Source organism: Bacillus sp. Au-Bac7 (assembly GCF_021341655.1).
Classification (GTDB): domain Bacteria; phylum Bacillota; class Bacilli; order Bacillales; family Cytobacillaceae; genus Niallia.
In genome coordinates this window covers 199993-217817 of record NZ_JAJTTG010000001.1, presented here as the reverse complement: position 1 = coordinate 217817, position 17825 = coordinate 199993, and the positions used below count along the sequence as shown (strand labels likewise).

Here is a 17825-nt window from a genome sequence, read left to right as displayed (position 1 = left end):
CCACTTTCGCCATTTAACTGCTTTCTGTGCGTGTTTGTCGAATAATCTTTATGTATTTATTATACAACCTTTATTAGGTGAGAATAAAGCTTTTAATGGTTATTAAAGCTGATAATTTTACCCCATTAAAAAAATAAGTATTTTATAACTAAAAAAATATGGCGATTTTATGAATACGCTCTTGTTGCTGACGGGAAATTTAAGTTATTATAAAAGATGGACTTTCGCATATCGTATTATTTTTTAGAATGGTTTTACAGAAAGGATTTTTTTTATGGAAAATGTTGCAAAGAACGATCAGCCTACACATAAAGTATTGTGGCAGCTGACAAGACCACACACGTTAACTGCTTCTTTTGTTCCTGTATTTATCGGAACAGTTTTAGCATTACAATATGAACAGATTCATCCAGGTTTATTTTTGGCGATGCTGTTTGCTTGTTTGTTTATTCAAATAGCTACGAATTTGTTCAATGAATATTATGATTTCATTCGCGGATTGGATACTGCCGATTCTGTTGGGATTGGCGGTGCTATTGTCAGACACGGGATGAAGCCGAAAACAGTTATGAACTTGGCAGTCGGCCTTTATGCTGTTTCGCTCCTTTTAGGTGTTTATATTTGTATGAGCACAAGCTGGTGGATTGCTCTTGTCGGCCTGCTTGGTATGGCAATTGGTTACCTATATACAGGAGGACCGCTTCCTATTGCCTACACTCCATTTGGTGAATTGTTTTCTGGCATTTGCATGGGAACGATTTTCATCCTTATTTCTTTCTATATTCAAACAGGTTTTGTTAATGAACAAAGCATTTTGATTTCTGTGCCAATCGCGATTTTAATCGGCTGCATTAACCTGTCTAACAATATAAGAGATATTGAAGAGGATACTCTCGGGGGCAGAAAAACAATTGCGATTTTAATGGGATTTGAAAGAGCTGTCCAGCTCCTTGCTGCATTATTTGCCATATCGTATATTTGGGTTATCGGAATTATCCTATTTGGTGTAAGCAGTCCATGGCTCTTTATTGTATTCTTAAGTATTGCTAAACCAATCCAAGCAATCAAAGGCTTTAAAGGCAGCCGCAGTGAAACACCACTTGCGATGAAATCAACAGCCCAAACAAATACATTCTTCGGATTGTTCCTAGGAATTGGTTTGCTGCTTGAATTTATCTTTTCAAACCTATAAAAAAAAGCGCACCTAATTGGTGCGCTTCTTTTCATTTAGGAAGCCTTCTGCTTGTTTTCCTCATAAATGTCAATTCCAGCTTCATTCAGCATCCATTCAATATGAACACCATATCCACTAGTCGGGTCATTAACAAAAACATGGGTAACTGCTCCGATAAGCTTACCGTCCTGAATGATAGGGCTGCCGCTCATTCCTTGCACAATTCCTCCTGTTTTCTTCAGAAGCTCCTTGTCTGTTACCTTGATAACCATCCCTTTTGTTGCTGGGAATTTCTGCGGCACAGAGCTGACCACTTCTATATCAAACAATTTCACTTCGTCATTATCAACAACAGTAAGAATTTGAGCCGGTCCTTCTTTCACTTGGTCGGATAAGGTAATCGGCATTGCTTTATCCATCACTCCATTGGAGATACCTCTATTTAGTTCACCAAAAATTCCGAATGGGCTGTTTGTTGTAATATTACCAATTACTTCTTTATCGGAAGAAAATCTCGCCAGCTTTTCACCTGGATTGCCATTTTCCCCTTTTTCTATGCTTGTAACAGTCGATCGCAAAATTTCTCCGTCATCGACAACTATTGGCTTTTTCGTATCCATATCAGAAATGACATGGCCTAAAGCTCCATATTTTTTTGATTGCGGATGATAGAACGTCATCGTTCCAATTCCAGCTGCTGAATCTCTAATATATAACCCCAATTTATATGTGCTTGATCCTTTTTCTTTTAAAGGAACCAATTTTGTTTTGATTTTTTCTTTTTCTCTCATTATTGTTAAGTTAAGCGGATCTCCAGTTTCGCCTGCACTTTGGACAAATGGTGCTACGTCCGCCATTTTTTCGATTTGTTTGCCATTGATTTCTGTAATCATATCTCCAACTTTTATGCCAGCCTTTTCACCAGGGGAAGCTTTGCCATTTTCCGTGTTCACCTGATGATGGCCGACGATTAATACGCCAACTGTATTTAATTTTACCCCGATGGATTGTCCGCCTGGGATAACTTTAAAGTCTTTTAAAACATTCACATCAACTTTTTTTATCGGAAAGCCTGCCAGCTCTAAAACCATTTCGTTTTTACCATTCTCTTCACCATGCAGCGAATACTTCCCTTCATCTTGACTTAAGGCAACGACTGAATTGTCCTCTGTCATCATGCTTGATGCAGGTATCGATGAACTGTTTATCACTGTATTTTGGCCTTCAAAGATAGTGACGCTTTTTGGGATATGAAGATATTGTTGAAAGGGTTTATTGAAACTTAAAGATATTAATGAAACAAGGAGAATTCCACCAATTATTTTTCTAAGGAAATCCATTTTCAAATCATTCACTCTCCTCGCTTCTTGTCACCAAACTTGTGGCTTATATATAAGTTTGCCTGCATGGCGGTCATTTATTACTGTAAAAACTATAAAAAACCTGCACACTTTGGTTAGTAATAGTAATTTTGTAAAACTTGAATAGCTAAAAGCATACTCAAAAGTTCCTTAGTAAAAATAGAAAACCCCTGTTAAACAGAGGTTTTCCTTGTTCTATCCATTATTCTTGACCTTTTGGGCTAATTTTAACAGCTCTTTTGCATGTTTTTTTGTCAAATCGGTAATTTCTGTTCCGGATATCATTCGGGCAATTTCTTTTACTTTATCTTGTTTTGCCAATGGAGTGACAGTCGTCGAAGTTCTTCCATCATGAATGGCTTTAGCAATATAAAGATGGGTATCTGCCATGGCGGCCACTTGCGGCATATGGGATATGCAAAGCACCTGTGAACCTGCTGCAACTTTGGATATCTTTTCAGCAATCGCTTGTGCAACTCTACCGCTGACACCTGTATCCACTTCGTCAAAGATAATCGACGTCACGCCTTGATGCTTAGAAAAAATACTCTTTAATGCAAGCATCATTCTCGACAATTCACCGCCTGAAACAATTTTAGACAATGGCTTAAGCGGCTCGCCCGGATTTGTTGAAATATAAAACTCCACATCATCCATACCAGATTTAGTTACATTATCATCATCCGCATTAATTCTGACTTCAAACACTGTCTTTTCCATATACAGCTGTTTCAGTTCTTGATGAATGTCTTCTGTCAATCGGAGTGCAGCTTTTTTGCGAAGAGAACTAAGCTCATTTGCTTCTACTAACAAATCCTTTTTGATGCTTAATAATTCTTTTTCAAGCATATCAATATGTGTTTCTTTATTTTGGAGTGTTTCGAGCTCCTCTTCAATTTTAGCGGCATATTCCAATATTTCGTCAACGGATTTTCCATATTTACGTTTTAGTGAATTTATCTCATTCAGTCTGGATTCTATACTATTGAGCCGTTCAGGGTCATATTCAAGATAATCAAGACTGTTTCGAAGCCTGCTTGCAACATCCTCCAGTATGTAAAAACTGTTAGATACAGAATCTGCAATCTCTTTATACTCTGGATCAAGGCTTGCTGCTTCTTCCATATGCCCCATCACTTCACCAAGCCAGTCTAACCCCTTTTGTTCTCCCTTTAAGGCAGTATAGCTTGTTTGAATGCTTTCGAAGATTCTCTCAAAATTGCCGAGCTTTTTTCTTTCCTCCAGCAATTCTTCATCTTCATTCTTTTGCAGATTGGCATTAATAATTTCCTGATGCTGAAAGGTTAATAAATCCAAACGATGAGCCATCTGCTGTTCATTTTCAGTCAAGTTCATAAGCTTTTTTTGTGTTTGAGTATACGAACGGTATAATGCTTCATATTCCTTTAGCACAGGGGCGAGTTCTGTATGAGCATACGTATCCAGAAGCATGAGATGTTTTGTTTCATCCATCAATTCCTGATGCTCATGCTGGCCATGGATATCGATAAGGCTTGAGCCGATTTCCCTCAATGTGGATATCGTTATAAGCTTTCCGTTTATTCGGCAAACACTTTTGCCTGAAACGGAGATATCTCTTCTCAAGATAATGGTTCCTTCCTCGATATCTATTCCGAACTCTTCCATTTTCTGAAAGCAAGGATGGCCATTTTCAATATAAAAAAGCCCTTCTATTTCTGCCTTTTCTTCCCCATGGCGAACAAATTCAGCAGAACCCCTGCCGCCTACAAGCAAATTTATCGCATCAATAATAATGGATTTCCCAGCACCTGTTTCCCCTGTTAGAACGGTCAATCCTTTTTGAAAGGAGACGGATAAGGATTCTATTATGGCAAAATTTTTAATTGATAATTCATTAAGCAAAATATGTCACCTCTTTTACAACATATCAAGAAAGCGGTCTGTAATCGTTTGTCCGTCTTCTGCAGTACGGCAAATAATAAGACATGTGTCATCTCCACAAATGGTCCCTAAAATCTCATCCCAATCAAGGTTATCGATCAGCGCACCGATTGCTTGTGCATTGCCAGGAAGTGATTTCAATACGAGCAAATTTCCTGCAGAATCAATTTTTACGAATGCATCCATTAGCGTTCTTTTTAGTTTCTGCAGCGGATTAAAGCGCTGGTCTGCCGGCAAGCTGTATTTGTAGCGGCCGTCCTGCAACGGCACCTTTACAAGATGAAGCTCCTTAATATCTCTTGAAACAGTTGCTTGTGTCACATTATAACCAGCATTCTTCAGCTCATCTACAAGATCATCCTGTGTTTCTATTTCATTATTGGCAATAATATCTCTTATTTTTATATGCCTTTGGCCTTTATTCATATCTATCATTCCTTTATGGACAATTTGTCCACTTTTTTTAGAGTTGTGATTTAAAAAGTTTTTAGTTAAGTACATTTTTTTGTCTGCATTATGCAGACTTTAAAGTCTATACTCCTATATTTCGCCATCGTTTGACAAAAACCTTCTTAATCCTTGTATATTCATTGTATCTTTATTCTATAATTTGTATGTATTCTTTTGCAATCCAAAAAGGAATAAGTGTGAACTTATTCCTTTCAGAAGAGTCCCTATTAACTTACTGCTTTGCTTTTTTCAGTTCCTCATGTGCAGAATCTACGACTTCTTTTATGTGGATTTGTGCATCTGTTCCGTCTTGATTTTCAGACCAATATAAATGGAGAAGGAATTCAATGTTCCCATCTCCGCCTGTTATCGGTGAAAAGGACAGGTTTTTGATTTGATAGCCTTCCTTCTTCGAAAACTCAATAATCGTTTCGAGTACATCCATATGAACCTTTTTATCGCGGACAATTCCCTTTTTGCCGACTTGCTCTCTGCCTGCCTCAAACTGCGGCTTAACTAATGCAATAATATCACTGCCAGAAACCAGCAAGGTTTTCAACACAGGAAGAATCAGCTTTAAAGAAATGAAAGAAACATCGATGGATGCAAAATTCGGCATTTCTCCTTCTAAATCTGCAGGAGTAACATAACGGAAGTTAGTGCGCTCCATTACAACTACTCTTTCATCTTGTCTAAGCTTCCAGGCAAGCTGGTTATAGCCCACATCAAGTGCATAGGACATTTTCGCACCATTTTGTAAGGCGCAATCTGTAAAACCACCTGTTGACGCGCCTATATCGAGCAAAACTTTGTCTTGAGCTGTTAAATCAAAGACTTCCAGTGCTTTTTCCAGCTTCAAGCCGCCGCGGCTCACATATTTCAGCGTTTTTCCTTTGACAGTAAGCTTGGATTCTGCCGGGATTTTTTCGCCCGGCTTATCCAGTCTCTCCTCATCACAATACACAATTCCTGCCATGATGGCTCTCTTTGCTTTTTCTCTCGTTTCAAATAATCCTTGCTCGACTAATAAAACATCAATGCGTTCTTTCTTCATCTATTATCTAAGCCCTTTTTTGTTTTTTTCTCGCAATCGAGTTAATTCTTTTAACCGCTTCTTCTGTTGTTAAGTGAATTTCTGCCAACAAGGAATCAACATCTCCATGCTCTATAAATTGATCAGGAATTCCCATTCTGTCAATAACAGTAGACCCAAAGCCAGCTCCTTGTGCATATTCAAGAACATAGCTGCCAAAACCGCCTTGCAATACTGCTTCTTCTATTGTTAATATTGGCATTTGGAGTTTGAACAATTCATTTAGCATCTGCTCATCCAATGGCTTGATAAATCTTGCATTAATGACTTTAACAGATGTTCCTTGCTTTTCAAGAATTTCAGCAGCTTTCATCGCCATTCCGATTGTTGTACCGAATGTCAAAATAGCTGCATCTGTGCCTTCTCTCAGCACTTCCCAAGTTCCAATTGGAATTGACTGTAATGTTTCGTCCATCGGAACACCAAGCCCGTTGCCTCGAGGGAATCTCATTGCAATCGGTCCATCATTGTAGCTAAGCGCTGTATGAACCATATGCTGACCTTCGTTCTCGTCTTTCGGCATCATTATTACTAAATTCGGCATATGGCGAAGGAAGGAAATGTCATACACACCTTGATGTGTCTCTCCGTCTGCACCTACAAGTCCTGAGCGGTCAATACCAATAAAGACGTTCAGATTTTGTCTGCATACATCGTGAAGCATCTGGTCATATGCTCTTTGCAGAAAAGTAGAATAAATCGCCAAAAACGGCTTCATGTTTTGGGTTGCAAGCCCTGCTGCAAGTGTAACTGCATGCTGTTCTGCAATTCCCACATCTAGCATTCTGTCCGGAAACTCTTGCGCAAAGGCTTCAAGTTTAGACCCAACAGGCATGGCAGGCGTAATGGCGACAATTCTTTCATCCTGTCTAGCAAGCTTAAGCACCGTATCACTGACAAGTTTGCTCCATGCTGGGGCAGTATTGGCAGGCTTCACTAGAGCACCTGTCTCAATTTTATATGGACCTGTTCCATGCCATGTGCCGACCTTATCCTTCTCAGCAGGTGAAAAGCCTTTGCCTTTTTTCGTCAATACATGCAAAAGGACCGGGCCTTCCGTTTTCTTTGCATAATTCAAATGTTCCATTAAATCTTCATAGTTATGGCCGTCGACCGGACCTAGGTATGTGAAGCCAAGCTCTTCAAAGAACACACCAGAAACAAGCAGATATTTTAGACTGTCTTTAATTCTTTCTGCTGTCGCTGCCAGCTTCCCGCCAACTGCGGGGATTTTTTTCATGAGCATTTCCAGTTCATCTTTCGCCCATTGATATTTACCGGCTGTCCGCAGTCTTCCAAGCACATGATGCAATGCTCCAACATTTGGTGCAATGCTCATTTCATTGTCGTTAAGAATCACAATCATATTAGTTTTCTCATCGCCAATATGGTTTAAAGCTTCTAACGCCATTCCGCCTGTTAAAGCACCATCACCAATGATTGGCACAACATAAGAGTCTTCCTTCTTCAAATCACGAGCAACTGCCATACCCATTGCCGCTGATAAAGAGGTAGAGCTGTGACCAGTTTCCCAAACATCATGCTCGCTTTCATTCATTTTTGGAAATCCTGATAACCCTTTATATTGTCTGAGCGTATCAAAATCCTTCGCTCTGCCTGTCAAGATTTTATGCACATATGCTTGATGTCCTACATCCCAAATAAACTTGTCTTTCGGGCTATCAAAACATTTATGCAATGCGATTGTCAACTCGACTACACCTAAATTCGGACCGAGATGTCCGCCCTTATCCGACAGTTTATTTATTAAAAAATGACGAACCTCTTCACTCAACTTCTCAAGTTCTTCGATCGATAGGTCTTTGAGAAAGGCTGGATTCTTTATTGACGATAAATCCATCGTTAACAACTCTCTTTCCTTCAATTTAAACCTTATATAAAAAACCGTGTTTATTTCCTTTTTTATAAATAAATTAAAATTATGTATGCTTTATTATCATCTAACCTTTATTATTAGCTATACATATTAAATATGTATTATACCATTCAAACATCCTTAATAGGAAGTAATTCTATATAGTTCTTACTAAGTGGTAAATATATATTAAAAAAGAAAACTTAAATCCGAACACCTTTTTCACATAAAAAGTACCATTCATGTTTATTTTAACATAAAGCTCCTAAAAATAACCGCTAACACAAAGTGATAACGGTCGTATTTACGTATATTCTTTACGTAGCAGGGTTAACTTGTCCTAAAAAAAAGAAGTGTCTTCTCCCAAATATACCCTAATTCAATTATTAGTTAAACATGTTTTTAGCTGTTACGATTACCGACTAAATCTGTCATTTCCTCCAACAGTTTAGTTTCCAGCGATAAACCGGCGAGCTTTTCCTTAGCAGCAGCAATATGATAAGCGAGCTCTTTTTTTGCCCCGTCCATTGTCAGGAGAGCGGGATATGTACTCTTATGATTATCTTCATCACTTCCAAGAGGCTTGCCGATCAGTTCTTCATCGCCCTCTACATCTAAAATATCATCTCTGATTTGGAAGGCTAGACCTAAGTGATAAGCAAAAGCTGTTAAAAGCTCAATCTGCTCGCTTTTTGCGTCTGCAAGATGAGCGCCGACTAAGACACTTGCCTCGAGCATTTTGCCTGTTTTATGGACATGGATATATTCAAGATCTTGTTTAGAAAGCTGTTTTCCTTCCCCTTCAATATCGCCGACTTGACCGCCGACCATACCTTCAGCACCTGCAGCCTTCGCAATAATTTCCAGCACTTTAATTTTTTTATCTGCGTCAGTGTCTTTCATGCTTGTTACAAGCTGAAAGCTGTATGTAAGTAAGGCGTCTCCTGCAAGAATGGCAATAGCTTCACCATAGACTTTATGGTTAGTAGGAATACCTCTTCGCAAATCATCATCATCCATGCTTGGCAAATCATCATGAATCAATGAATATGTATGTATCATTTCAATTGCCGCAGCGGGTATAAGTCCAGATTCGGGATCTTTCCCAAAAGCCGCCATTGTGGCGAAAGTGAGCAACGGGCGGATGCGCTTGCCGCCGGCAGAAAGAGAATAGTGCATGGAATCTAGAATAACTTCCGGGGCTGCCAGTTGTGAAACGCTGTCTTTTAATTGCTGTTCAACTAGTTTTTTATATTTTTCTGTAAAAGCTGCTAAAGAAAGTCCGGACAAGCGCTTATTCCTCCTCGCCTATGGAAAATGCTTCTTTTTGTCCATTATCGAGGACAACTTCTGCAAGCTGTTCTTCCACATTTTTTAGTTTATCATGACAAAACTTCGATAGTTCCATCCCTCTTTTGTAAGTATTGATTGCTTCCTCAAGAGGCACATCGCCTTCCTCAAGCTTTTCCACAATCTTTTCTAGCTCTTCCATCGCTTCTTCAAAGGATAAGCCGGTTATTTTAGACATATTTATTCACTCCTTAATAGATGTCACTTGAGCTTTTACTGTTCCATCCGAAAGCCGCAGTTCTATTTTTTCATTTTCGGTTACTTGTTTTATGCTGGAAATTAATTTCCCTTCAGTTGAATAAGCAAGATTATAGCCTCTTTCCATGATTTTCAATGGACTCAATGCATCCATTTTGCCAATGATGGAATGAAACATCTGTGCTTTGTTCTGGTATATTAAACTCATATTTCGAACAAGGTTTTTTTCTAGGCTGATTCGGTCCTTTTCTGCAAGACTCAGCAGCTCTTGTGGATGACGTCTGAGAAGGCGGCGTGCCAGAACTTCCTGCTTCTCTTCATTTGATGCAAGCAGCTTTTTAATATTGCGCTGCAATAATTCATTTTGCCTATCCAATTGTTCCATCTTTTGGTCAAGGAGTAGCTTTGGATAACGAAAGGCATATGATTTTTCCATCTTTCCGAGTCTGTGCTTTTCCTTGTCGACCCTTTCTTTCATTCCGCGAATGAGCCTTGCCTTACGGGTCAGCACTCTTTCCATAAGCTCTTCCATATGCGGTGCTGCCATTTCGGCTGCTCCAGTTGGCGTTGGAGCTCTCAAATCTGCAACAAAGTCAGCGATCGTGAAGTCTGTTTCATGCCCTACAGCAGATATAATCGGAACTTTCGATGCAAATATAGCATTAGCAACAGCTTCTTCATTAAATGCCCAAAGCTCCTCAATCGAACCGCCGCCTCTTCCGACAATCAATACATCAATGGATGGGCCCGTTAGATTGTTAGCTTTTTCAATTGCTTTTACAATAGAAGGTGCTGCTGCCTCTCCTTGAACTAGTGCAGGAAAAATGATGATTTTAGCGATTGGATAACGCCTTTTGATGGTGATGAGTATATCTCTGATGGCTGCACCTGTAGGAGAAGTGATAATCCCGATTGTATCAGGATATTTTGGGATTGCTTGTTTATATGTAGGAGAAAACAGTCCACTTGCCTCCAATTTTTTCTTTAGCTGTTCATATGCCAAATACAAGTCGCCGACACCGTCTGGCCTCATTTCTTGCACATACATTTGGTATTGACCGCTTTGCTCATATACGGTAACAGATGCCTTTACAAGTACCTTCATGCCGTTTTCAGGCTTGAATTTCATGCCTTGTGCGTTTCTTGAAAACATAACGGCAAGAATTCTTGCTTTATCATCCTTTAATGTAAAGTACATATGCCCGCTGCTATGCTGTTTAAAATTGGATATTTCTCCTTTGACATGGACATGTTGCAAATGGGGATCTGCATCAAATTTTCTTTTTATGTATTTTGTTAATGCTTGTATTGTTAAATATCTATTTTCCATTATATAACGCTCCTATACAGGATAAAAGGGAATGGCAGTAGTCCTGCTTTTCCCTTTCGAATGACGAGTAAGCCCTATTTGGCATGCACTCTTTTATTCCCTTTAGTCAAGCCTTACAAACTGTTTTTAATTTTAGAAAGGATGCCATTAACAAACTTGCTTGATTTATCATCACCATATGCTTTTGCAATTTCTACCGCTTCATCAATTACTACATTTTGCGGCACTTCCTCTGTATTGTAAACAAGTTCATAAACAGCTATGCGAAGCAGATTTCTGTCGACATTGGCAATTCTTTCAATCGTCCAGTTTTCCAAGTGCTTCTTAATATGCTCGTCAATAGATAACTGGTTGTCCAGCACACCATTCACCAGTGCAGACAAATAGGCATCCGGCTTTTCTCCGTCTAATGCATGGATGATTGCCTCATTTTTGTCTATATCGCTCAGGTCAATTTGAAATAATGCTTGAAGCGCCTTTTCTCTTGCCGTTCTTCTTTTCATTTCCTTTATGCTCCTTTAAACACTTGCATGTAATTTGCATGCTTGTCATGTTTTTCTCTAAAAAATCCTGTCATGGACTCTTATTTTTATACTATTTGATCTCATTCATGCTATTTTTGCAAACATTGCTAAAAAGATAATAGCATATATAGCTTGAAACTGCTATTCACGAATGAATCAGACAAAGAAAAAAGCTGCCATGGATAGCTACTTCTCTACACATAGTTTGGAACGCTAAATGTATAGAAAGTTAAGCATATCCTAATAGCAGCTTATTTTTTTACATCTCTTGCTGTGTTTCTGTATCTTGCTTAGCATTCTCAAACTGAACGCCAACCACATGTATATTTATTTCTTCAGCCACTAACGCCGTCATATTGATCAGTGTTTGGCGAATATTATCTTGTATTTGCTGTGCCACTTGCGGGATGGAAACGCCAAAATTCATGACACAATAAACATCCACCTTGATACCTTCATCTGCAAGTTCTACCTTAACTCCTTTGTTGTGCAGCTTTTTCCCAAGCTTTTCTACAACACCAGAGGCAAAGTTTCCTCTCATTTGGGCTACGCCCTCCACTTCAGATGCGGCAATTCCAGCGATTACTTCTATGACTTCAGGGGCAATTTCAACTTTTCCTAAGCCGTTAAATTCCTGGTTCATATCTAAAATAGTTGATTCGCTCATATTGGTTCCTCCCTTTAATCTTCAGATTTCATCAAATCATACATCTCTAAAAATTTTGTGTTGAAGTTTCCTTCCACAAATTTTTCATGATTAAGGAGTTTCAAGTGAAATGGGATTGTCGTATGAACACCCTCAATGACGAATTCACTAAGAGCACGCTTCATACGTGATATTGCTTCTTCTCTTGTTGCGCCATATGTAATAACTTTAGCAATCATGCTGTCATAATACGGCGGGATCGTATAACCAGGATACGCTGCTGAATCAACACGAACACCTAAACCGCCCGGCGGAAGGTACATATTGATTTTCCCGGCAGAAGGCATAAAGTTCTTAGCTGGATTTTCAGCATTGATGCGGCATTCGATTGCCCATCCGTTAAATTCTACATCCTTTTGCGTAATAGCCAATGGTTTTCCAGATGCTACTAGTATTTGCTCTTTTATCAAATCAATACCTGTGACCATTTCTGTAACCGGATGTTCCACTTGAATACGTGTATTCATTTCCATGAAATAGAATTGTTCGTTTTGATAATCATAAATGAACTCAACTGTACCTGCACCAGAATATTGTACTGCCTCTGCCGCTTTAACTGCTGCAGCTCCCATTTTATTGCGAATTTCTTCTGTCAAAACAGGAGAAGGCGTCTCTTCCAGCAACTTTTGCAGTCTTCTTTGGATAGAGCAGTCTCTTTCACCTAAGTGAATAACATGGCCATAGTTATCAGCAAGTACCTGCAGCTCTACATGGCGGAAGTCTTCAATAAACTTCTCCAAGTATACACCAGCATTACCGAAAGCTGTCAAAGCTTCCTGCTGAGTAATGTTGATTCCACTAATCAGCTCTTCTTTTGTTCTGGCAACACGGATACCTTTACCCCCGCCGCCTGCAGTTGCTTTAATAATAACAGGATAGCCGATTTTCTCTGCTAAGCTGATACCATCTTCTAAATCTTTAATGATACCTTGGGAGCCTGGTACAATCGGCACACCAGCTTCACGCATTGTTTCTCTGGCAATGTCTTTTGTTCCCATCTTATTGATCGCCTCTGGACTTGGTCCAACGAAGGTGATATTGCAGTCACGGCAAAGCTCCGCAAAGTCAGCATTTTCTGCCAAAAATCCGTAGCCTGGATGGATGGCATCACTGCCAGTCAGCATTGCTGCACTGATGATGTTTGTAAAGTTTAGATAGCTTTCCTTTGAAGAAGTCGGCCCAATGCAGATAGCTTCGTCTGCAAGCTGGACATGAAGCGCTTCTCTGTCTGCTTCTGAGTAGACTGCTACTGTTTCAATATTCATTTCACGGCACGCTCTAATAATGCGGACCGCAATTTCTCCTCTGTTTGCGATTAACAGTTTCTTAATCATATGTTAAACCCTCTCTTCTTACAGTGCCTTCACTAAGAATAAAGGTTCACCATATTCTACTAGCTCGCCGTCTTTAACAAGAATCTCGACAATTTCCCCTTCAACCTCAGCCGTGATTTCATTGAATAGCTTCATTGCTTCCACAATACATACTACTGTATCTTTTGACACTTTATCTCCAACTGAAACATATGCAGCAGCATCTGGTGTTGCTGATTGATAAAATGTCCCTACCATCGGAGAAGTTACCTTATGTAGGTTCTCTGCTGCTACATCTGCTTGCTTAGCTTCTGGAGCAGCTTGCACAGCTTGAGGCTGAACTGCTTGAACTTGAGGTACTGGTGCTGGTGCTGGTGCACTTACAGCTGCTACTGCTTGCACTTCAGGGCGATTTTTTTTGATTTCTACCTTTGCTCCTTCGTTCTCATATACAAAGTCGCTGATGTTTGAATCATTGATTAGGTTGATTAAATCCTTAATTTCTTCTATTTTCAACATGCTATTCTTGCACTCCTTTAATTACATTTCTTTATGACTAGCTACTAATATCATACGATAAGACCTTCTAATAGTTCAACCACTTCTATCATTCAGTATCATTTTTCTTGCAGTTTTTTATTCCTTCTGCTGAATTATCATACCATTTTCTGCTGAAAATAACTATTCACAGCATATTTTCTGTTTTGACATAAAAAGAGCAAAAAGGAAAAGTCGCCTTTTCCTTTTTGCCGGCAATTTCTTATTTTGGATCGAATGTAACTGCTACAAATGCGTTCGGCTGATTTAAGTTTTCTCTTACTAACTGAACAATATCATTTGCAGCTTCTGCAGAAAGCTCTTCTGCTTTTACAGTGACATTAACTTTGCCGTCAACAGTGCGGACAAGTACATCCTCATAATTTTCTGCTTTAATCAATGTTTCCACCATTTTTTCATTATCGGAAAGTGTTCTTATTTCATCAATTTTGTCTTGAGCTGCACTTTTCTCTTCTGCTGTTTTTGCCTCTGAAATTGTCTCTGTCAGCTGTTCTTCTTCCTTGCTGCGCTGTTCATCAAGTTGCAGGCGCATTTCTTCAAACACTTCATCTGAAGCGACTGTAGATACAGAGCTGCCATCCTCTGCTCCTTTTGTTTCTGCACTTTGCTCAGCATTTTCAGTTCCAGCTGCATTTTCCTTGGCTGTATCTTCTGTTTGCTTACTTTCTGTAGCAGCAAATTCATTTGTCTGTTCTGGTGATGTTGTGTAGTACACAGTCAATACAACCACTAAGCTTAACATTGTCAATAACCATACAGTTTGTTTTTTCAATAACATTTATGAATCCCCCTTAGTTTTGTTTTGCTTGAACAGATACCCGATGGCTTGGGACATCTAAAGCCCTTGTTACAGCCTCGACTATCATGCTTTTTACTTTTATATTTTCAGCTCCTTTTGCGATGACGAGAACACCTCTAATAGTCGGCTTCTTTGTTTCCACCACAATCGGAACTTGTTTATCTCCATTTGGTACAGTAACGAGCGTCTCTTCTGAAGAGTTTTCCTCCACAGTTCGTTTCCCGCCCTGCGGGTCTTCCTCTTCAGTTGTTTGACTTGAAGTTGTCTGATTTTTCTCATATACCTTTTTCTCAGAGCCATCAATGTTCACATAAACAACGGCGTCTTTCACGCCAGCCATTGAATTGACTGCCTCTTTGATCTTTTCTGTATATAGTTTCTCGTAATCAGTAATATCAGATGAACCGCTTGATTTCTGTCCGAAAACTTCTTCAGCCTGCTCGGACGTGTTTTCCGCATTCTGGCTGAATGCAGATACATCGGAGTTGTCGTTTTTAAAGAACATATTGCTTAAAAGCATGATTCCCGCTCCAAACAGGACGACTATTATCAAGTATTGAGCCTTGTTTTGCTTCTTGTTGTTATTGCCAGACATCAGCTTTTTCAAAAAGGTGATCGGGCCTTGCGTCTTGTCCTTTTCGTGGTCATTTTCATTGTCTTTTCCCATATCTGCACTATTCCCCTCCTTTAGCTAGGATGTCAATGCTATCTTGTGGTACATCCCATTTTCCCGATAGAAATGAAACAATATCTGCATTATCTACTTGTTCCTTGTCACTGCTTGCAAGAAGGGGTTGCTGTGTGTCAATAGATACTGGGCTGACTGCTTCCACTGCCCCCTGATTGTTTTCGTCTGCCTCTTTCAAGACGAGGACAAGTTTGTCTAAATTCTCTGGAAAGCTTTGCTCTGTTTGGTCATTCAGCGATAGTTTAATCGAATCGATTTCGACACCGTAATCTGCTATCAACTCCTTGTTGGCATCCTCCTTCAGTTGGACAGCCATTTTTTCTAATGTATATTCATCAAGTGATGCTTGTATTTCTTTTTTTTGCGATTCTATCGAATTTTCTATATTTTTTTCTTCTGGAAGATTGATAGTAGCTGCTTTGAGCACTTGTTCAAAGTCACCGGAAACAAGCTTGAACACAGGTGTTAAGATAACCGTGATCAACAGCAGACCGCAAACGAGCTTCGCATATTTCTGAAATGTTGAATTCGGCAGCAGCATATCGATGACTGTTGCAAGCAGTACAAAAAGAATTATATTGGTGACCCATTCTGTTATATAACTGATATTCACTCACCTACCTTATTTCATCATCATCGTCACATTGCTTGCAGCGATAATGACTGTAAGACTTAAAAAGAACATGAAGGAAACGATCGCCAAGGCAGCAAATACATACAGAACACTTTTGCTGATAATATCTAGACAGTTGATGACAGGACCTCCGCCAAGTGGCTGAAGAAGTGCTGCGGCAAATTTATAAATGATGGAAATCACTAGAATTTTCAATGCAGGAAAAGCAACGATTAACAGCAGAATGGCAACACCTGCAATCCCAACTGTGTTTTTAAGCAAAAGGGATGCGCTAATAACTGTATCTGCTGTGTCTGTGAACATTCTGCCGATGACTGGAATGAAATTGCCTGCCACAAATTTCGCTGTTCGCAATGTAACCCCGTCCGTAACAGCAGTTGATATCCCTTGAACAGATATAACACCTAAGAATATTGTTAGGAATAACCCAAGAATTCCGATAGAGATATTGCGCAACAAATTACCTAGCTGTGTGACTTTATACTGCTCTGACAAACTGCTGACAATATGCAGCAAGGTAGCTAAAAACAGCAAGGGCAGCACAATATAGGAGATCAGCATACCGCTTGTATTCATAAGAAACAGAATTACCGGATGAAAAAACGCCGCTGAAATTACTCCTCCAGATGCTGCCATCAATCCCAGCAGGAGCGGAACCAAAGCAAGGATAAAGCTTGTCATCGTGCCAATCGCCTCATTGGCATATGTTATAGCTACATGAAAGCTGTTCAATGCTAGTATGATAATCACCATAAATACAATCGCATAAGCAACCTTGCTGATGGAGCTCTTTTCAAATGAATTTTGGAGCATTTGCAACAGCATGCTGAAAACAGTTAATAGAATAAGAGAACCAAGGAGCTTGCCATTCACGACAACTTCATGAAAAATAAACTTAACTAATCCAGAGAAAAACATGCTGTAATCAAAATCTTTTTCTCCTTTAAGAAAATCATATAGACTCCCTTTCTGAATCTCTGGCAAATACCCTCCATACTCGGATGTGATACTTTCCCAGAAACCTTTTAATTCGGATAAGTCCAAGCTATCTATTTGAGTTTGAACGACCTCTTCCGCGCTTAATGCTGCATTTTGCTCAGTTGGTTCTTCTTCTGTAGCTTCTTGAGGTGCTGCTTGTACAACTGGATTAAATACAAAAAAGAATGTGAATAGGAATAGTAGCGCAACTTTTAGTTTCGTTTTCATCAGTCCACCTCGAGATTAAAGCGTCTTACTAATTAGGAATCATATTAATAATTGTTTCTACAAGAACAGTTAAAATCGGCACGGCCATGGCGAGAATCAGTATTTTTCCGGCAAGTTCTATCTTAGAGGCAATCGCACCTTGACCAGCATCCTTTGTTATTTGCACGGCAAATTCAGCAATATAGGCGATGCCGATTATTTTTAAAATCGTTTCCACATAAACGGTATTCACCTTTGCGTTCAAGGCAATTCTTTCTACCATTTCAATGATGGATGCGATTTGATCCACAAGAAACAGAAAAATCACACAGCCGACAAATACAACTAACAAAAAGGCGATATTAGGTTTTTGCTCTTTTATAATTAGGGCTAAGAATGTCGAGATTAAGGCTACTCCGACTATTTGAAGTATTTCAATGATCGTATCCCCCTTTATCCCTGGAATAAGAATACCGATTTAATTTTTTGAAATAAGTCATCTACGATGTTGGCAACCATGAATAAAATATAGATAAAGCCAAATAATGTAACCCATTGTGCATACTCTTTCTTACCTACCTGGTCCAGTATCGTGTGCAAAAAGGCGACTACGATGCCGACACCTGCAATCTTGAAGATAATATCCACCTCTAAACCCATGTA

General features: G+C 39.4%; 18 protein-coding genes and 1 pseudogene. 1 reads left to right on the top strand and 18 read right to left on the bottom strand.

Features of this window, described 5'->3' with window-relative positions:
• Positions 1–274 precede the first annotated feature (274 nt).
• Positions 275–1192: a 1,4-dihydroxy-2-naphthoate polyprenyltransferase gene (locus LXM54_RS01160; RefSeq protein WP_233313220.1), complete on the top strand. Its 918-nt coding sequence runs from the start codon at positions 275–277 to the stop codon at positions 1190–1192.
• Positions 1193–1227: 35 nt separating this feature from the next.
• Here LXM54_RS01160 and spoIVB read toward each other — a convergent pair whose 3' ends face one another.
• The 18 genes and pseudogenes from spoIVB to spoIIIAC all read right to left on the bottom strand — a co-directional run bounded on the left by spoIVB (position 1228) and on the right by spoIIIAC (position 17822).
• Positions 1228–2514: a SpoIVB peptidase gene (spoIVB, locus tag LXM54_RS01155; protein WP_411229318.1), complete on the bottom strand. Its 1287-nt coding sequence runs from the start codon at positions 2512–2514 to the stop codon at positions 1228–1230.
• Between the two features lie 216 nt (positions 2515–2730).
• Positions 2731–4419 (bottom strand): DNA repair protein RecN, encoded by a 1689-nt coding sequence (gene recN, locus LXM54_RS01150; RefSeq protein WP_233313216.1) that lies wholly within the window; start codon positions 4417–4419, stop codon positions 2731–2733.
• Positions 4420–4434: 15 nt separating this feature from the next.
• Positions 4435–4884, bottom strand: a complete 450-nt coding sequence (gene ahrC, locus LXM54_RS01145; RefSeq protein ID WP_233313215.1) for a transcriptional regulator AhrC/ArgR — start codon at positions 4882–4884, stop codon at positions 4435–4437.
• Positions 4885–5140: 256 nt separating this feature from the next.
• Positions 5141–5962: a TlyA family RNA methyltransferase gene (locus tag LXM54_RS01140; RefSeq protein ID WP_233313212.1), complete on the bottom strand. Its 822-nt coding sequence runs from the start codon at positions 5960–5962 to the stop codon at positions 5141–5143.
• A pseudogene (gene dxs, locus LXM54_RS01135) lies at positions 5959–7862 on the bottom strand (1-deoxy-D-xylulose-5-phosphate synthase). The gene LXM54_RS01140 and the pseudogene dxs overlap by 4 nt, the downstream one beginning before the upstream one ends.
• Positions 7863–8279: 417 nt before the next feature.
• Positions 8280–9167: a polyprenyl synthetase family protein gene (locus tag LXM54_RS01130; RefSeq protein ID WP_233313210.1), complete on the bottom strand. Its 888-nt coding sequence runs from the start codon at positions 9165–9167 to the stop codon at positions 8280–8282.
• Positions 9168–9171: 4 nt separating this feature from the next.
• Positions 9172–9405 (bottom strand): exodeoxyribonuclease VII small subunit, encoded by a 234-nt coding sequence (gene xseB / locus LXM54_RS01125; RefSeq protein ID WP_233313209.1) that lies wholly within the window; start codon positions 9403–9405, stop codon positions 9172–9174.
• A 6-nt stretch (positions 9406–9411) separates the two neighbouring features.
• Entirely contained in the window at positions 9412–10758 is a 1347-nt protein-coding gene (gene xseA, locus LXM54_RS01120; protein WP_285109839.1) for an exodeoxyribonuclease VII large subunit, read from the bottom strand.
• Between the two features lie 110 nt (positions 10759–10868).
• Positions 10869–11258: a transcription antitermination factor NusB gene (gene nusB / locus LXM54_RS01115; RefSeq protein WP_233313206.1), complete on the bottom strand. Its 390-nt coding sequence runs from the start codon at positions 11256–11258 to the stop codon at positions 10869–10871.
• Positions 11259–11538: 280 nt separating this feature from the next.
• Positions 11539–11946, bottom strand: coding sequence for an Asp23/Gls24 family envelope stress response protein (locus tag LXM54_RS01110; protein WP_233313205.1), 408 nt, complete (start codon positions 11944–11946; stop codon positions 11539–11541).
• Positions 11947–11960: 14 nt separating this feature from the next.
• Complete coding sequence (gene accC / locus LXM54_RS01105) at positions 11961–13319, bottom strand: acetyl-CoA carboxylase biotin carboxylase subunit (protein WP_233313204.1); 1359 nt, start codon at positions 13317–13319, stop codon at positions 11961–11963.
• A gap of 18 nt (positions 13320–13337) precedes the next feature.
• A complete protein-coding gene (gene accB / locus LXM54_RS01100) occupies positions 13338–13817 on the bottom strand; it encodes an acetyl-CoA carboxylase biotin carboxyl carrier protein (RefSeq protein WP_233313203.1) in 480 nt (159 codons plus the stop codon).
• A gap of 241 nt (positions 13818–14058) precedes the next feature.
• Positions 14059–14634, bottom strand: coding sequence for a SpoIIIAH-like family protein (locus LXM54_RS01095; RefSeq protein ID WP_233313201.1), 576 nt, complete (start codon positions 14632–14634; stop codon positions 14059–14061).
• Between the two features lie 13 nt (positions 14635–14647).
• On the bottom strand, positions 14648–15322 hold the full coding sequence (gene spoIIIAG / locus LXM54_RS01090; RefSeq protein WP_233313200.1) for a stage III sporulation protein AG: 675 nt from the start codon (positions 15320–15322) through the stop codon (positions 14648–14650).
• A 7-nt stretch (positions 15323–15329) separates the two neighbouring features.
• Entirely contained in the window at positions 15330–15956 is a 627-nt protein-coding gene (gene spoIIIAF, locus LXM54_RS01085; RefSeq protein ID WP_311315886.1) for a stage III sporulation protein AF, read from the bottom strand.
• Between the two features lie 9 nt (positions 15957–15965).
• Entirely contained in the window at positions 15966–17183 is a 1218-nt protein-coding gene (spoIIIAE, locus tag LXM54_RS01080) for a stage III sporulation protein AE (protein WP_233313199.1), read from the bottom strand.
• Between the two features lie 28 nt (positions 17184–17211).
• Positions 17212–17604 carry a stage III sporulation protein AD gene (gene spoIIIAD / locus LXM54_RS01075; RefSeq protein ID WP_233314711.1) on the bottom strand — a complete coding sequence of 131 codons (393 nt, stop codon included), beginning with the start codon at positions 17602–17604 and terminating at the stop codon, positions 17212–17214.
• An 11-nt stretch (positions 17605–17615) separates the two neighbouring features.
• Positions 17616–17822: a stage III sporulation protein AC gene (gene spoIIIAC, locus LXM54_RS01070; RefSeq protein WP_127737492.1), complete on the bottom strand. Its 207-nt coding sequence runs from the start codon at positions 17820–17822 to the stop codon at positions 17616–17618.
• Between the last annotated feature and the right edge of the window lie 3 nt (positions 17823–17825).